Origin of the sequence: Sphingomonas sandaracina, from assembly GCF_036663695.1 — a bacterium.
Classification (GTDB): Bacteria; Pseudomonadota; Alphaproteobacteria; order Sphingomonadales; family Sphingomonadaceae; genus Sphingomonas.
Window position 1 is genome coordinate 49,003 of the sequence record NZ_JAXOJK010000004.1, and the last position, 16,350, is coordinate 65,352.

Consider the following 16,350-nt stretch of genomic DNA (forward strand, 5'->3'; position numbering starts at 1 on the left):
ATTGCGGCGAACTGCGGCGAAATTTATCCGCCGAGCAAGACCGCGCCCTCCATCGTCCGCACCCGCAACGCGAGTAGGCTCGCGAGCGACCGGCCCAGCGCGACATTGTCGCCCATCCGGTACATCCCACTGACGCGCAATTCGGCCGCCGCCGGGTCGGCGATCACCAGCCGCGTCGCGCTGTAGCGGTTCGCCTCCTCGGCGACCGTCGCCAGCGTATCGTCATGGAACGCCGCACGCCCGCTGGTCCAGGCCTGCGTCGCGGCAAGGTCGGGACGATCGATCCGGCCATTGGCCAAGCGCTCGCCACCGGTCAGCCGCCGCGCTGCGCCGGTCGTCGTCACCGCCGCGCTGCCCTCGATCGCGGTCACCGCCACCCGGTCGTCGCGGTCGCGGCGCAGGTCGAACCGGCCTGCCGCCGCGGTCATGTCACCGCCGCCTGCGTCGATCGTGAACGGGGTCGTCAGCGGCGCCACGGTCAGGTCGACCCGACCGCGCGCGAGCCAGAGCCGCCGCCGCTCGGGCGTTGCGATCACGCGGACGCGGGTCGCCGCATCGAGCAGCAGCGACGAGCCGTCCTGCAACCCGATCCGCCGCTGTTCGCCGATCCCCGTCTCGTAGGGCGTTGCCGCATAGGCCGCCTGGAACGCAAACGTGCCCGCCGCCGTCGTCGCGGTCAGCGCCACGAGCCCGGCGATCGCCCGGCGCCGCGTCACCGGCGCCCGCGACGGCGCAGTCCCCGGCACCATGTCCCACAGATCGGTGGCGTGCTCGAACCGTTCCGCATGATCGGGGTTCGCGGCGAGCCAGCGCCGGAAGTCCGCCGCGTCGCGCGGCGTCGCGTCGTCGGCATTGAGCCGCGCGATCCACTCGGCAGCCGTTCTGTTAGTTTTCAAACTCTCTGGCGAACGGCGGCCGGGCATCGCGAAACTCACCAACCCTCCGTCCAATCGGCCAAGAAGGTCATCGCCTTGGCCATGTGCTTCTCGACCGCGCCCTGGCTGATGTCCAGCCGCTCGGCAATCTCGCGGTATTTATACCCGTCGAGCCGCTGCATCAGAAAAATCTCGCGGGTCCGGGGAGTCAGCCGGTCGATACCCTCGCGGACCCGCGCCAATCGCGCCTTGGCGATCATCACCTCGTCCTGGATCGGTGCGGGATCGCGCAGCCAGTCGATCGCCTCGGCCGGTTCGCACGCCCCGCGCACCGCCTCCCGCCGGAACGCATCGCGACCCCGGTTGACCGCGGCGTGGACCAGGAACGCCTCGTCGTTGCGCGGTGCGTTCGCCAGCCCCGCCATGCTGACATAGGCATCGTGCAGCAGGTCCTCGCCATCCGCCCGTCGCGTCATTCGCTCGACCTGCGCCCTCAACCGCGACCAGCCCGCCCACAGGCGACTTGCTCCGGCATCGGTCGTCGTGAGGTTGGACGTCGTCATCCACCCACCCGCTATGGTGGTGCGGGTACAGTTTGATGACGCGGCAAGGTCGGATCGATGACATCGAGTGCGGTCTCGAGCCTATTTCTCGGCATTTCCTCGGATACGGCGCGTTCGTGACGCGGTGCCGCAGTCGGCGCCAATTACGCCGACTGCGGCCTAGTCCCGTCTTCAGAACCGTGCGCGGACGCCGATGCGGTAGAAGCGGCCGAGCGTGTCGTAGAGTGCCGGGTTCACGTCGAGCCCGGTGTTGGTCTGCGGCGAGGGCTCGGGATCATGGTCGAACAGGTTGTCGACCTTGAAGAACATGCTGACCTGCTTGGTGACGTTCACCGCGCCCCCGACATCGAAGTAGAACGCGCCCTTCATCTTGTTGTAGTCGATCGTCGGATTGTTAGCGGTCGATGTCGGGCAATTGCCCGCCGAGCAGACGACATACTGATTGCCGATCACCCCGTCGCTGAACCAACGCTGTTGCAGCGTGAGGCTGAACTGGTCAGTGTCGTAGCTCTGCGTCGCGAGCCATTTCCAGTTGGGGGTCGCACCGGAATTCGCACCGGCAGTGTCGACCGGGATGGTGCCGGGCAGGCCCGGATCGGTGACGAACTTGATGACGTGCGTGGCGAGCGCACGCATGGTCAGATTGCCCGCCATGCCGAGCGGCCGGCGCCACTGATAACTGGCCTCGATATCGAAGCCGTTGGTCTTGATCGATGCGAGATTGAACGACTGGACGTTGACGAAATTGGGCCCTGCCGTGTTCTGCAGATTGAAGCTGTCGCAGGTTTCCGTATTGCCCTGGAAACACAGGTTGACGATCTGCGCCGCGGTCAGGCTGGAGACGACGTCGTTCAGCTTGATCGTGTAATAGTCGAATGACAGGCTGAGCCCTGGCGCCCATTTCGGCCGCGCGAGCACGATGCCGGCCTCTGTGCTGCGCGCGATTTCCGGGCGTAGCGCCGAATTGCCGATCGTGTTCTGGATGATCAGAACCTGCGTATTGCGGAACGGGTCGGTGAAGTTCGGCACGGTCGTGGTCGTCGGCGCGGCGAACAGTTCCGACAGGTTCGGTGCGCGAACGTCGCGCGACGTGACGCCGCGCAGGCGGAAGCCGTCAAGCGGGGTTTCCCAGGTGCCGCCGACCTTCCATGCATACACGTTGCCCGACGTCGAATAACGCGTCGCGCGTCCGGCCGCGTTCACGTTCGCACGGCCCAGCGTATCCGAATTGAGGATCGGCAGGTTCAGCTCGAGGAAACCCTCGACCACGTTGTACTTGCCCGAGCCGTTCTTGTAATTGCCCGCATACCAGTTGTTGCCGGCGGGTAGCAGCGACGGATCGGCTGGGTACAAAGTCGAGTTCGGGCTGATGTCGGACACGCCCGCGCCATAGGGATCGGCATTTACGCGGTAGAATTCGCGGCGGTATTCGGCACCCGCCGCGATCGCGAGCGGACCTGCCCACAGCGTCAGCGGCTCGCCCGAGATGCTGACGGCGGCGGCGTCCTGAGTCTGCTTGGTGTGCTGGAACGGCCCTGTCGCCGGAACGATGTAGGCCAGTGCCGCGGCCGAGGGCGTCGCACCGCCGAAGATGTTGATCGGCTGGCATCCGCTGGCGCGCGCGGCCGCGTTGGCGCAGACGATCTCGCCGTTCAGGCGGACCGCGTTGATCGCTTGGTTGTAGCGTCCGGTAAGGCTCATGTTGTCGACGCGGATGTCGGTGGTGTTGATGCCATGCTCGTACGAGGCATCATAGGTCCATTGTGTCCCCAGGATCTTCGCCTTGCCCTTCACCCCGCCGACGAAGCGGTACTGCCGCCGGTCGGTGTTGACCTGGATGTTCGGCAGGATCGCGTTGCTCAGGCCGTATTGGAAATTGGTGATGCCGTTGGCGCCGCACGCGGCGGCGATCGAAGCGGGCAGATACGGGTTGGCGCACTGGATGGTCAGCCCGGTCTTCGATGCGCCGGGGTTGGGCTGGTTGTCGGATTTCACCTGCGCGATGTTGGCGGTGAAATAGACCTCGTTGTCGGGTGCGAAGTCGTAGCCGATCCGCGTGTAGCCGTTGAGGCGTTGCAGCCCGGATTGCAGCGACGTGCCCGATCCGACATGCCCCGACTGGTCACCGCCGACGCAGAACCCGACATAACAGCCGTTGACGTTGCCGGCCGCGTTCTTTGCGGGGACGCCGTTCGAGCCATAATTGAACTGGAAGGGCTGGCCGTTGGCGTCGAACGCGGTGCCCTGCAGAGGGCCGGCGCTGATCAATCCGTATTTGGTGTATTGATACGCCTGGCCGTGATCGCGGTAGAGGAACTGCGGCGAGCCGTTGTTACGGATGCCGGTGTCGACCAGCGTGGTGGCGCGGTACCAGTCGCGGCTGCCGGCGAGGTCCTCGCCGAAATTGCCGGGGCCGACGCCCTCTTCATTCGAATATTCGCCGCTGAGGATGACGTGGAGCTTGTCGTCCGCGAAGCTCTTGCCGACCGCGGCCTGGACCAGCACCTGGCCGTCGTCGCCATAGGTGGTGACGCCGGTCTGGATATTGCCCTTGAACCCGGTGAAGCGCGTATCGGTGATGAAGTTGATGACGCCGCCGACCGCGTCCGATCCGTAGGACGCGGAGGCACCGCCGGTGACGATGTCGACGCGCTTGATCAGCAATTGCGGGAACTGGCTGATGTCCGGCACGCCGGTGACGTTCGCGCCGACCACGCGCTGGCCGTCGAGCAGCGTCAGCGTGCGGATCGTGCCGAGCCCGCGGAGCGAGAACGAACTCAGGCCCTGCGATCCGCTCGACGTGCTGAACGTGCCCGTGGTGGCCCCGGTCGAGCCCTGAAGCGACGGCAGCTGCGCGACCGTGGTGAAGATGTTCGGTTGCGCGTTCTTGAGGATCTGTTCCTCGCCGATCACCGTGGTCGGGGTAGGGGCATTGAACCCGCTGGAGGTGATGCGGGTGCCGGTGACGACGATGTCGCCCGCCGGTGCGGCTGACCGATCGGAATCCGCGGCATCGGCCGGCAGCGACGGCGCCAGTGACTGGGGCGGCGATTGAGGCGTAGCGGCGGGAGTATCGGTCGCGCTCGAAGCAGGCGGCGCGACCTGCGCGATCGCCGGCGCACACAGCAGCGCGGTTGCAAGAACCGCCATGCTGGCGGCGTTACCGAACAGGCCTTTGCCGGAGCGGCGGTCGTGCGTGACCAATTCCATCATCCATCCCCTTTTCTTGCGCATCGCACCGGCCGTGTTTCGGCTCGGGCGGATCTCGATCCGTCGCCTTGTTCTACCGCATGCCTATCCGCGGGGCATCTACGACCATCGTCGCACTCCGCCCGAACCCGGATCAGGGGCGGGCGGTGTAGAGCGCGTGGTGCGTGAGGATGAACAGCGTCCGTCCGTCGACGCCGCCGAACAGGAGCTGCAGCGGCCGTTCGGGGATGTCGATGCGACCCAGTTCGCGACCATCGCCCGCGTAGACGAACACTTGGCCGTTGGCGACGTAGACGCGCCCGTCCGGGCCGGTCGCCACGCTCTCGCCGCCGCGCGATGCGAACCGCTTCAGGTCGGTGATCGCACCGCCGCGGCCCAGCATCCCGCTATATGTCGTATCCTCGGATCCGTTGACGATGTGGACGCGTTCGCCGACGCGGCCCTTTACAAAACCGTACGTGTCGAGGGTGTCGGAGAAGCGCCAGCCGAGATGGTTCGCCGGGCCCTGCTGCCACACGCGGTATGCCGGGAGTACCAGGCTGCCGTCGGGCGAGACATATTCCATCGGCTTGGCGACCGCGGAGTCGCGCGCGAACATTTCGGCCAGAGTCGTGAAATGGTCGGTCGCTGCATCATATTGGTCGCGAAATTCGCCGTTGTTCCAGATGCTGCCGGGCAGGGCGACCGCGTTACCGGTACGCGCGGCGCCCGGCGTCGGCGCGATGACCCGGGCGTCCTGCGGTGCGTCCGGCTTGATCGCATAGACCGTGCCTGCCGGCCCTGCGGACGACAGCACCATCAGCGTGCCCGACCGGTCGACCGCCAGGTTGACGGGATCGAGCGGCGCATCGGCGACGATCGACAGCCCGTCCTTCTCCGACCAGCCGTGAATCCGCTGGAACTGACGGTCGACGAAATACAGTTTTCCCGCGGCGTCCACCGCGCCGCCGCCGAGCGAGTAGAAGCCGTCCGCAACCTGCTTCACCGGCGCGAGCGAGGCGGGGGCGGGGGGGGCGTCGGTAGCGGGGGTGGCAGGGGAAGGATTCGGCGTGTCGGTGACGTCCAGGACCGCGAACTCGCGCTCGCGCATTTCGGTGCCGCGCGTTCGGTCGAGAATGGCATTTTCGTACGGATATTTGCTGGCGCGCAGATACGTGCCGCAGCCGTTTGCGTCGCAGGTCGAAAAGCCGCTTTCGGCGTTGACGTGGACGTTGCGGAACCGGATGTCGGTCGAGCCGTACAGCGTCACCGCCGCGCGTGCCGCCTCCAGCGACCGCGTCACCCGGTAGGCGTGGAGATTGGCGAACAGGATATCGCGCGAATTGCGGACTTCTAGCGCGACGGTCGCCCGGCTCTCACCGGCTTCCTCTTCGGTCTGCGGCGCGAGGAACTGCCAGTTGCGCACGCCGTCCAGGACGATTTCCGCGCGGCGGTGATGCTCCGCCGACATCTGGTAGACATACCCCGGCGTGCTGGTGTTCGACACGTGGAGCCCGGACGCGGCGTAGGTGTTGGGCGTCCATAGTCCGTTGAACGTCCCGCCGCCGCCGTCCGTCACCCACAGGCTCGCATATTGCCCGTCCCAGCGCTTGGCCGGATCGATGTCGGCGGTGTGCGTCGCGTTGTAGGGATCGAAGCGGCTGCCATCGGCGGCAAAGGTACCGTGGCCGCCCTGGAACTTCACGTCGTCGACCAGCGAATGCTCGCCCGCGCGCCACAGCAGCGCGGTCGCGCGCGGGTTGCTACCGCCGGTGAACAGCCCGAGCCCCGAGACGATCGCGGCGCCGCCCTTCGCGCTTTCGATCAGCGCGCGCGGGCTACCGACACCACGATACGCCGGGCTGTTCTCGGCGAGGACGATCTGCGTCAGGCTCGGGTGGAGGCCGATCAGGACGCTGTCCGCGCGCAGCTTCAGCGTGTCGGTGACTCGGTAGAACCCGGCGGGGAAATACAGCACGCGGTGGCCGTCGATCGCCCGCTGAATCGCGGCGGAGTCGTCGGTCGCATCGTCGCCGCGTACACCGAGATCGCGGACGTTGGCCCAGGCCGATACAGGCGGCAGCGGGCGGATCGCGGCGTCGCGCGGACGGTCGAGCTTGGACAGCGGCGTCGCATCCATCCGCGTCGCGAAGCTGCCCGTGGTGCCGAGCGCGGGAAGGGTCAGGCCGTAGGTGAAGGCGCGGACGCGGTAGCGTGCTGCGGGGCCGGCGACCGCCCGGCCGCTGTCGCGGAAGCGCGCGAAGGTCGGCGTATTCTGCCCGACTGCGTTGTCGAAGCCGATCTGCGTATAGGCATTGCCCTCGTTGCTGATGACGATGCCGGCCTTGGCGACGTTTTCGAACCGGACGTCCTTGCCCCACAGCCAGTCGCCATAGCCGCGATCGATCTCGATCCCGACCGGCACGTTGCGGATCACGGTGTTGACCAGCGTCAGCCCGGCCTCGTGCTCGCGGATCGCCGCGTCGCGCTGACCCTCGAAGACCGAATCGAGCAACGTGAACTGCCACGCCGGCGAGGTCTTCTCGGTCAGGATCCCGTAGCGGCCGCCGAAGAACTTCAGGTCCTGGCCGAGGTTGCCGACCTGGTAGATTCCCGCCAGCGCCGATCCCAGGCGAAAGTCGATATGGCTGAGATAGGCATGCTGCGCCGCGTGGAAGCGGACTGCGGTCGCCGCGGGATTGCCCTCGCCGATCTCGAAATCGACGTTCGACAGCGCGGTGTAGAAGGTGCCCGAATTGGCATCCGCGATCGCCGGGTCGAAGGGCACGCTGGTCGGCGGCGGCACGGGTACGGGGGGCGGCGGTGGTGCTCCCGCAGTCGCGGCGGGGGTGCCGGTGAAGAAGACCATGCTGCCGACGCCGCGCTGGAAGCCGGGAGTCGAAGGCGCGAGCAAGATTACCGGGCGGGTCCTGCCGACCCCGAACATCCGGACGCCCGGCCGCATGTAGAGCGTGCGCGTGATCCGGTAGCGACCGGCGGGGAGGAAGACGATGCCGCCCGCGCCGGTGTTCTTCGACGCGGCGGCGGCCGCATCGATCGCACGCTGGATCGCCATGCTGTCGTCGGTGATACCGTCGCCGCGTGCGGACACGGTGATCGCGCGCGGATCGACGGGCGCGGTGGCGAATACCGAGGTCGAGGCGAGGGCCGGGGCGGACGTTCCGACCAGCAGTATCGCTGCGAAACCGGTCGTGAATCTGGCGGTCATGACTGTGCGTCCTTCGATGAGGGCCGGTTCCCGCTGTACGGGAAGCGATAGTCCGCCGCGTTGGCGACGACGATTGCGACAAAGGTCGTAATGGCCAATCCGGAACATCTGATCGATAGCGGCGTATCGACACGCGGCCACTTGGTCGTTGCAGAGGAAATCGACCGCCGGTGGCTGATCGCGTGAACCCCAGAAGCCCGTACGGAATCGTCGTCATGGGCGTCAGCGGCAGCGGCAAGTCGACGCTCGCGGCGCTGCTCGCACGGCACCTGCACAGCCCGTTGCTCGAAGGCGACGATTTCCATTCCGCGGCGAACGTTGCCAAGATGCAATCCGGACATCCGCTCGACGATGCCGATCGTTGGCCGTGGCTCGACCGGCTCGGCGCTGCGCTTGGGGTGGCTGCCCAAAATGAGACCGCACGGGACGGAATCGCGGTTTCGGCCTGTTCCGCGCTCAAGCGCAGTTACCGCGAGCGATTGTCGCAGGCTTCCGCGGTGCCGCTCGCCTTCGTGTTGCTCGACACGGCACCAGAGGAGATCGCCCGCCGTCTTGCCACCCGCACCGGCCATTACATGCCGGCTACGCTGCTCGACAGCCAGTTGGCCACGCTCGAGCGACCGTCCGCCTGTGAGCGCGCGATCACGCTGGACGCCGCACATACCCCCGAGACGTTGAGCCGGGAGGCGCTGGCCTGGCTGGAGACGCAGTTTCCGTCGCGATAAGTTCCCAAAAGGGGAACTGGTCACGGCATCAGTCGCTTGCGGCCCTGCGACAGATGCCAGCGCATCGCCAAGGCAGCACCATCGGCGTCCTGCGCGCGGATCGCCTCGACGATCGCATCATGTTCTTCCATCATCGCGCCGATCACTTCCGGGGGTCGCGACCGGGAGATGTCGACGCCCGCGCGCAGGATCCGCATCACTTCGTCCTGAAGGTGATCGAACACCGGCAGGAACGCCGCATTGCCGGTTGCCTCGGCGATCGCGCGGTGGAGCTGCCAGTCCTCGTCATGCGCCGACGCGTTCGACAGCAGCGCGCTCCGCAACGCCTCCAGCGCGCGCTCAATCGCGTCGAGCTGGTGATGCGATCGCCGCATCGCCGCCAGCCGTGCCGCCTCCGCCTCCAGCACGAACCGCACCTCGTAGGTGCCGAGCGTCGTCGCGAGCGCATCCATCGGCATGTGCGAGCCCAGCCGCTCGGACGGCCGCCGCTTGACGTAGGAGCCCGCGCCGCGGCGCGCCTGGGTGATGCCGTCGGACGCCAGCCGTGCCAGCGCCTCGCGCACGATCGTCCGCGACATGCCGAACGTCGCCGCGAGATGCGATTCCGACGGCAGCCGGTCGCCGATCGCGAGGTCGTCGTCGGTGATGATCCGAACGATCGCCGTATAGGCGCGATCGGCCAGCCGTTCCTCGGTCACGATCGTCGGTCCGAAACCGTTCCGAGCGTCGGTCGCGGACGGTCACACGACATAGCTGAGTGCCATCACGAGGACGAGACCGACCACCGAGATCGCGGTTTCGAGCAACGACCAGGTCCGGAACGTATCGGCGGTGCTGGTGCCGACATAGCTCTTCACCAACCAGAAGCCCGGGTCGTTGACGTGGCTGAAGAACACCGAGCCGGCGCCGATCGCCAGTACGACCAGTTCCGGCGACACGCCCGAACTCGCGACCACGCCCGGCATGATGCCGACTGCGGTGATCGTCGCGACCGTCGCCGAGCCTGCCGCGAGCCGGATCGCGACGGCGACCAGCCAGCCCAGTAGCAGCGGCGAGATCGCGTACATCAGGACGGTCCGTGCGAGCAGGTCGGACAGGCCGGCCGTCACCAGCACCTGCTTCAACGCGCCGCCCGCGCCGATCGCGAGCAGGATCGCGCCCGCCGCGCCCATCGTCTCGTGCCACACCGCATCCTGGATCGCGACCTCGCGCAGGCGCCGGCCGAACAGCAGGGGCAGTGCGATCAGGTTGGTCAGCAGCAACGCGACAACCGGATTGCTCGCGGCGACCAGCCCGGCTGCGCCCTTCAGCGACGGTATCATCTGGCCGAGTTCACCGGTCGCGATCATCAGGACGGGGAGCAGGACGATCAGCAGCGACAGCATCCGCGGCGGCGGCGCGATCGCAAGACCGGTGTCTCGCAGAACCGGCGACACGAGCCGCACACCCCGCGTCGTGAACTTCGCCAGCAGCGGGCCGGCGATCACCGCGGTCGGGATCGCGATCAGGATGCCGTACAGCATTGTCCGGCCGAGATTGGCGCCGAGCGCCTCGACCGCGAGCAATGGCCCTGGATGTGGCGGGACCAGGGCATGCACTACGCCCAGGCCGGCGAGCGCGGGCATGATCAGCCGCAGCTTGGCGGCATCGCGGTCGGCACCGTCCTTGCCGGACATCTCCTCCGCGGCGGCGACGACGATCGGCAGCAGCAGGACGAGGCCGGTTTCGAAGAACAACGGCAGGCCGACGACGATCGCGATCCCTAGCGTCGCCCAGGGCGCGGCGCGCACGCCCGTCAGTTGCAGCGCGCCTTTCGCTAGTGATGCGGCCGCGCCGGACAGGTGCAGCATCGCGCCCAGCGACAGGCCGAGTGCGACGACCAGCCCGGTGCCGCCGATGATGTCGCCGACGCCCTTCTGCACCGCCTTGGCAACGTCGGGGAGGGGAAGTCCGGCCAGCAAGCCTACCGTGAACGCGCCGCACAACAGGCCGATAAACGGGTGAAGGCGTCCTTTGACGATCATCAGCACGGCAAGCAGGATGCCGGACAGCGCGGCGATCACCAGCCTCAGATCGGCGCCGATCATCGGGCCGCACCGATCGGGGCGGGGTCGCGACACGATGCCTGTCGGTCCGGTGCTTGCGCCTTCATCATCGCTCCCCGTTCGATCCGGCGACGTTTCTCGCCTGCCGATATTGTCCTAGCTGTAGGACAGGTTTTTGCGCACTGCCAACAGAAAAGGCTTGATTGGGCATAAATCTGGGGCGCATACAGCAAACCTGTCCAACCGAATCCAGTAAATGGATCGCACCCACGGGCCGAAACAGGAGGAGGATGACCATGCAGGGGACCACCCAGACCGTCGCGCAAACCCGTCAGACGCGCGCCTCGATCGTGCCAGCCGGCCCGATCGCGGCACAGCTCACGCCGACGCAGATCAAAGTGCTGCACGGCGTCCATTCCGGATTACTCAACAAACAGATCGCGTACGACCTCGGCATCGCCGAGGCGACCGTGAAGGCACACATGACCGCGCTGATGCGCAAGCTGAACGTCCGCAACCGGACTCAGGTCGCGATCGTCGCGCACAGCCTGGTCTTGCAGGCGGCCTGATCGTTCCCGGCTGATCGAATACGACCTTCGTCGCGCCTGAACGATAGCGTTGCGGGCGATAGGACGGGGCTACCACATTCACGGGAGACGGACGATGGACGCGAGATGGCTGCTTGGCGCCGCGGTGCTACTGCTTTCGACGCCGGCCTCGGCAAAGACGACCTCGGTCTATCTTACCGCGCCCGCCGATCCGCGCGCGATCACCGTCAAGGCGGTCGGCGATGGTCGCGCCGATGACAGCGTCGCTATTCAGCAGGCTATCGATGCGGCTGCGGCAGGCGGGCATGGCGGGGTCGTGTTCCTGCCGTCGGGGCGCTACCGGATCAGTCGCACGATCTTCGTGCGCTCCGCCGTCCGGATATTCGGCGTCGGTCCGACCCGGCCGGAGATCGTGCTCGGCGACAACAGCGCGGGCTTCGGATCGGGCGTCGCGGCGATGATCGCGTTCACCGGCGAGGACCAGTACCGCGTCGGCAAGGCGCCGGTCCCGCCCCGCACCAGCGTACCGTTCGATCCCGCGATCTTCGATGCGACCTCTAGCACCTTCTATTCCGCATTGTCGAACGTCGATTTCCGGATCGGCGCGGGCAATGCCGGCGCGGTCGCGGTGCGGTTCCGCGTCGCGCAGCATGGGTATCTGCGGCACGTCGATTTTCACATCGGCTCGGGCCTCGCCGGCGTCTATCAGGCGGGCAACGAGTTCGAGGATCTGAAGTTCTTCGGCGGCCGATACGGCATCCTGTCGGAGAAGACATCGCCCGCCTGGCAGTTCACGTTGATCGACTCCGACTTCCAGGGCCAGCGCGATGCCGCGATCCGCGAGCACGAGGTCGACCTGACTCTGGTCAACGTCGTGATCCGCGACACGCCGGTCGGGATCGAGATTGACCGCGGCTATTCGGATTCGCTGTACGGCAAGGACGTCCGCTTCGAGAACGTCGCGAAGGCCGGCGTCGTCGTGTCGAACGAAACCAGCGTCTTCACGCAGATCGGGTTCGACAATGCGGTCGCCGTGAACACGCCGACCTTCGCGCGGTTTCGCGACAGCGGCAAGACCGTGGCCGGGGCGGGACCGCGCTACCGGGTCAGCGATTTCTCCTACGGGCTGAAGCTGGCCGGACTTGGCACGATCGGTGCCTATGCGACCGACATCGTCGTGGCACCGCTCGCCCGCCTGCCGGCGCGGCGCAAGCCGGCGATCGCCGCACTGCCGCCGGTGCGCGACTGGGCGAACGTCCACGATCTGGGCGTCAAGGGCGACGACACGACCGACGACACCGCGGCGTTGCAGCGCGCAATCGACACGCACCGCGTGGTGTATCTCCCGGTCGGTCGCTACCGCGTCACCGATACGATCAGGCTGCGGCCCGACAGCGTGCTGATCGCACTCCATCCAAGCCTAACGCATCTGTACTTGCCCGACGAGACGCCCGCCTACATGGGCGTCGGCGGTCCGAAGGCGCTGCTACAGAGCGCGAAGGGCGGCAATGCGATCGTCTCGGGTCTGGGTTTGTGGACCGGCGGCGTGAACCCGCGTGCCACCGCGCTGCTCTGGAAGGCGGGCGAAGCGTCGATGGTCAACGACGTGAAGATCCAGGGCGGCGGCGGGACAGTGCTGACCAAGGGCAGTCCGATCGGCTTCGGCGATCCGCGGGCGCGCTTCGACGGCCAGTATCCGAGCATCTGGGTCACCGATGGCGGCGGCGGCACCTTTGCGGCATTGTGGTCGCCGAGCACGCTCGCGTCTGCCGGGTTCTATGTGTCGAACACCAAGACGCCGGGCCATGTCTACGAACTGTCGGCTGAGCATCACTACCGTGCGGAAATCGTCCTCGATCATGTCGAGAACTGGGAGTTCCTCGCGCCGCAGACCGAGCAGGAGGTGCGCGACGGCGTCAACGCGATCTCGACCGAGATCCGCAACTCGCGCAACATCGTGTTCGCCAATTATCACGGCTATCGCGTCACGCGCTCGATCAAGCCGATGGACGCGGCGGTGAAGCTCTACAATTCGGGCGATATCCGCTTCCGCAACGTCCATGTGAACGCCGAAAGCGGGTTTGCGAGCTGCGATGCGAAGGGCTGCGGCACGTATCTGCGCGCGAGCAAATTTCCGTTCGAAAACAGCATCAAGGACATGACCCGCCAGCAGGAGGTCCGCGAACTCGAATTCGCCAAGCTCGACGTTCCGCCTGCGCCGACTGCCGCCGCGACGGCATCGGCGGTGCCGGTATCGCCGGGCGTCGAGAAGCTCGCCGACGGATTCTATTCGATCGCCGGCGGCGCGGTCGATGTGAAGGGCAAATTGTACTTCATCGATCGCCAGTTCCAGCGAATCCACGGCTGGTCGAAGAGCGAGGGCCTGTCGATCGTCGCGGAAGCACCGCTCGACGCGGTCAATCTGGCGGTCGATCGCTCCGGCGACCTGCTCGTGCTGTCCTCGGCCGGGCGCGACGGCACCGTCTATAGCATCGATCCCGCCAAGCCGGCGGAGGTTAAGGTGATCGCGCCGACGCCGGTTAGCGCCGCGGCCGGCACGATGACCGTGCTGCCCGTCAACGTCTGGGCGAACGGCGAGTTTGCCGACCGGATCGATCCGACGACCTATCAATTCCCGACCATGACGGATTTCTTCACGAAGAAGATGGGCGAGGCCAAGCCGCAGGAATATGTCTCGCCCGACGGGTCGCTGTCGCTGCCTGCTTTCCGCGTGTGGAACCAGGGGTCGGACGATCATCAGGGGTGGCGCTGGTCGGACACGCTCGATGCGAACGGGTTCGTCGCGGCGAAGCGCGGCGAGCGGGTCGTGCTGACCAACGCGTCGGAAGGCCGCACCTATTCGGGCCTCGTCGGCGATCAGGGTCGCGTCACCGATCTCAAGGTCGCCGCCGATCGTGGCGGCGAGAGCGTCGCGCGCGATGCGGCGGGCAATCTCTACGTCGCGAACGGGCAGGTGTTCGTCTACGATCCGGCCGGCACGTTGCTGCGCAGGATCGACGTTCCCGAACGGCCGCTCCAGCTGGTGATCGGCGGTAGTGACGGGCGCACGCTGTTCATCCTCGCGCACCACGCGCTGTACGGCGTGTCACTCTGACGGCACGCGGGGGAACCGCAGGATGAGTGTGGTGCCGCGCTCCGCGTCGCCGAAGCCGATCGTCGCGTTCAACCGGGCCGCGGCCGATCGGACGATCGCTAGGCCGAGCCCGCTTCCCTCCGGACTCGCGATACCGCCGAGGCGGACGAACCGGCCGAACACCGTGTCGCGGGAGGCGGGCGGGATACCGGGGCCGTCGTCCGCGACAACCACCGCAGTGTCGGAGGCTGACGTCACCAACTTGACCGATACCGTGCCGCCGACCGCGTTGTAGCGGATTCCGTTGTCGATCAGGTTCGACAGGATCTCGAAGATCAGCGTGCGGTGACCCGACACGACGTGACGCGCGTCGCCTTCGGTATCGAGCGTCAGGTCGACGCCGGCCTCGATCGCCTGGTTGATCCGGCGGGTGATGACCGCGGCGGCGACCTCGTGCAGGTCGACCGCCTCGAGTGGCGCGGACACGCCCGCCTCCTCGGCGCGGGCCAGCGCGAGAAGCTGCGTTACCAGGCGCTCGAGTCGCGTGACCGCATCGGCGATCTCGTTAAGCGCTTCGCGGCGTTCGGCGTCGGAGCCGCGCCTAGCGAGCGCGACCTGGACTTTCAGCACCGACAGCGGCGTGCGCATCTGGTGCGAGGCGTCGGCGGTAAAGCGGCGGACGCCGACGGTCGCGGCGTCGAGCTGCGCCAGCAAGCGGTCGAATGCGCCGGCGAGCGGGCGAAGCTCGCGGGGAAGGGGGCCCGTGTCGAGCGGGGAGAAATCGGGGCGCGCCCGCTCGTCGCGTGCCTCGATCGCGCCCCGGAGGCGGGCGAGCGGGCGGAGACTCCAACCTAGCGCCGGGCGCAGCAACAGCGCGGCGGCACCGACGAGGACGCATTCGCCGATCAGCAGCGCGAGCATCAGCCGGCGGGTGAGCGCGCCGCGGTTGTCGAGCGTTTCGGCGATCTGGACGATCACGGGCTGGTCGATCCGGGGGAGCGAGCGGCGGACTTCGGCGATGCGGATTTGCTGGCCGCGGTAGCGCGCGAAGCGATAGCGCGGGACGTCGATGTCGAGCGTGGCGGGATCGGGGGCTGGCAAGTCCGCATAACCGGTGAGCAGGTCTGGCCCCACGGCGACGCGGTAATAGACGTTGTCGCGTTCGGTATTCTCCAGCATCCCGAACGCTGCGGACGGCAGATCGAGCGTCACCTCGCCGCGTTCGACCTGCACCGTCTCGGCGATCGCGCCGAGCGCACCGCCGAGCACGCGGTCGTTGGTGCGACGGACGACGTCGGCGATCAGCGTCGCACCGACCACGCCGATCAGGATCGCCGCCGCCAGCAACGGCCCGAGCACCGCGACCAGCAGGCGGGTGCGTAGCGCAGGAGTCCGCGTCTCAGCCGGCATCGAGCATGTAGCCGACCCCGCGGACGGTGCGGATACCGGGGCCATCGGGCGCGAGCTTGGTCCTCAGGCGGGTGACGTGGACCTCGATCGCATTGTCGCCGACCGGCTCGTCGAACCCGAACACCTCGCCGATCAGCAGCGCGCGGGGCACCACGCGGCCGGCTCGAGTGGCGAGCGTCTCGAGCACGGCGCGCTCGCGCCGACGCAGGTCGAGCGCCCGACCGGCGATGTCCGCATCTCCGGTCGAGCGATTGATCGTAAGCGTACCGACGACGAGCACCGGTAGCGGATCGCCGCCTCGCCGCCGCCCCAGCGCTCGGACACGCGCCTCCAGTTCCTCGGGCTCGAACGGTTTGCGCAGATAATCGTCGGCCCCCAGATCGAGCCCGCGCACCCGGTCGTCGAGCGCATCGCGCGCGGTCAGCATCAGCACGGGTACCCGCTCGCCGCGCCGGCGCAAGGTTTCGAGTACCGAAAAGCCGTCGATACCCGGCAGCCCGACGTCGAGGATGACGAGCGCATAGGGTTCGCCGGCAACCACCGACAACGCCTCCTCGCCGGTCGCGACGTGATCGACCGCGTTGCCGCCCGCGCGCAGCAACGCCGCAATGCTGCGCGCCAATGCCGCGTCGTCCTCGATCAGCAGGATGCGCACAACGGCTCGTCCTTCGC

General features: G+C 67.3%; 11 protein-coding genes. 3 read left to right on the top strand and 8 right to left on the bottom strand.

Features of this window, described 5'->3' with window-relative positions; translation table 11 throughout:
• Positions 1–23 precede the first annotated feature (23 nt).
• From U1707_RS13205 to U1707_RS13220, 4 genes are all read right to left on the bottom strand, one after another.
• Positions 24–896, bottom strand: a complete 873-nt coding sequence (locus U1707_RS13205) for a FecR family protein (protein ID WP_332800550.1) — start codon at positions 894–896, stop codon at positions 24–26.
• A gap of 35 nt (positions 897–931) precedes the next feature.
• Complete coding sequence (locus U1707_RS13210) at positions 932–1,438, bottom strand: RNA polymerase sigma factor (RefSeq protein WP_332800551.1); 507 nt, start codon at positions 1,436–1,438, stop codon at positions 932–934.
• Between the two features lie 171 nt (positions 1,439–1,609).
• Positions 1,610–4,588 carry a TonB-dependent receptor plug domain-containing protein gene (locus U1707_RS13215; RefSeq protein ID WP_332800834.1) on the bottom strand — a complete coding sequence of 993 codons (2,979 nt, stop codon included), beginning with the start codon at positions 4,586–4,588 and terminating at the stop codon, positions 1,610–1,612.
• 193 nt (positions 4,589–4,781) lie between these two features.
• A complete protein-coding gene (locus U1707_RS13220) occupies positions 4,782–7,856 on the bottom strand; it encodes a glycosyl hydrolase family 28-related protein (protein ID WP_332800552.1) in 3,075 nt (1,024 codons plus the stop codon).
• A gap of 215 nt (positions 7,857–8,071) precedes the next feature.
• Between U1707_RS13220 and U1707_RS13225 the strand changes: the two genes are divergently transcribed.
• The gene (locus U1707_RS13225) at positions 8,072–8,581 is read left to right on the top strand and encodes a gluconokinase (RefSeq protein WP_332800835.1); all 510 of its coding nucleotides are present in this window, start codon (positions 8,072–8,074) and stop codon (positions 8,579–8,581) included.
• Between the two features lie 20 nt (positions 8,582–8,601).
• Here the strand turns inward: U1707_RS13225 and U1707_RS13230 are convergent, their stop codons facing one another.
• Both U1707_RS13230 and U1707_RS13235 read right to left on the bottom strand, forming a co-directional pair.
• Positions 8,602–9,279 carry a FadR/GntR family transcriptional regulator gene (locus U1707_RS13230; RefSeq protein ID WP_332800553.1) on the bottom strand — a complete coding sequence of 226 codons (678 nt, stop codon included), beginning with the start codon at positions 9,277–9,279 and terminating at the stop codon, positions 8,602–8,604.
• Positions 9,280–9,321: 42 nt separating this feature from the next.
• Entirely contained in the window at positions 9,322–10,668 is a 1,347-nt protein-coding gene (locus U1707_RS13235; protein WP_332800836.1) for a GntP family permease, read from the bottom strand.
• Between the two features lie 254 nt (positions 10,669–10,922).
• On the opposite strand from U1707_RS13235, the gene U1707_RS13240 reads away from it, so the two are divergent.
• Positions 10,923–11,195 carry a helix-turn-helix domain-containing protein gene (locus U1707_RS13240; protein ID WP_332800554.1) on the top strand — a complete coding sequence of 91 codons (273 nt, stop codon included), beginning with the start codon at positions 10,923–10,925 and terminating at the stop codon, positions 11,193–11,195.
• Between the two features lie 94 nt (positions 11,196–11,289).
• Positions 11,290–14,289, top strand: coding sequence for a glycosyl hydrolase family 28-related protein (locus U1707_RS13245; protein ID WP_332800555.1), 3,000 nt, complete (start codon positions 11,290–11,292; stop codon positions 14,287–14,289).
• Here the strand turns inward: U1707_RS13245 and U1707_RS13250 are convergent.
• Both U1707_RS13250 and U1707_RS13255 read right to left on the bottom strand, forming a co-directional pair.
• Positions 14,281–15,678 (bottom strand): sensor histidine kinase, encoded by a 1,398-nt coding sequence (locus U1707_RS13250; protein WP_332800556.1) that lies wholly within the window; start codon positions 15,676–15,678, stop codon positions 14,281–14,283. The genes U1707_RS13245 and U1707_RS13250 overlap by 9 nt on opposite strands.
• Positions 15,668–16,333: a response regulator transcription factor gene (locus tag U1707_RS13255; protein ID WP_332800557.1), complete on the bottom strand. Its 666-nt coding sequence runs from the start codon at positions 16,331–16,333 to the stop codon at positions 15,668–15,670. Before U1707_RS13255 ends, U1707_RS13250 begins: the two co-directional genes overlap by 11 nt.
• Positions 16,334–16,350: the final 17 nt, after the last annotated feature.

Bases quoted from the DNA above. Each gene is read 5' to 3' on its own strand.
- U1707_RS13225 (WP_332800835.1), top strand. From the start codon at position 8,072: ATGGGCGTCAGCGGCAGCGGCAAGTCGACGCTCGCGGCGCTGCTCGCA.
- U1707_RS13245 (WP_332800555.1), top strand. From the start codon at position 11,290: ATGGACGCGAGATGGCTGCTTGGCGCCGCGGTGCTACTGCTTTCGACG.
- U1707_RS13250 (WP_332800556.1), bottom strand. From the start codon at position 15,678: ATGCCGGCTGAGACGCGGACTCCTGCGCTACGCACCCGCCTGCTGGTC.
- U1707_RS13235 (WP_332800836.1), bottom strand. From the start codon at position 10,668: ATGATCGGCGCCGATCTGAGGCTGGTGATCGCCGCGCTGTCCGGCATC.
- U1707_RS13220 (WP_332800552.1), bottom strand. From the start codon at position 7,856: ATGACCGCCAGATTCACGACCGGTTTCGCAGCGATACTGCTGGTCGGA.
- U1707_RS13210 (WP_332800551.1), bottom strand. From the start codon at position 1,438: ATGACGACGTCCAACCTCACGACGACCGATGCCGGAGCAAGTCGCCTG.
- U1707_RS13240 (WP_332800554.1), top strand. From the start codon at position 10,923: ATGCAGGGGACCACCCAGACCGTCGCGCAAACCCGTCAGACGCGCGCC.
- U1707_RS13215 (WP_332800834.1), bottom strand. From the start codon at position 4,588: ATGGCGGTTCTTGCAACCGCGCTGCTGTGTGCGCCGGCGATCGCGCAG.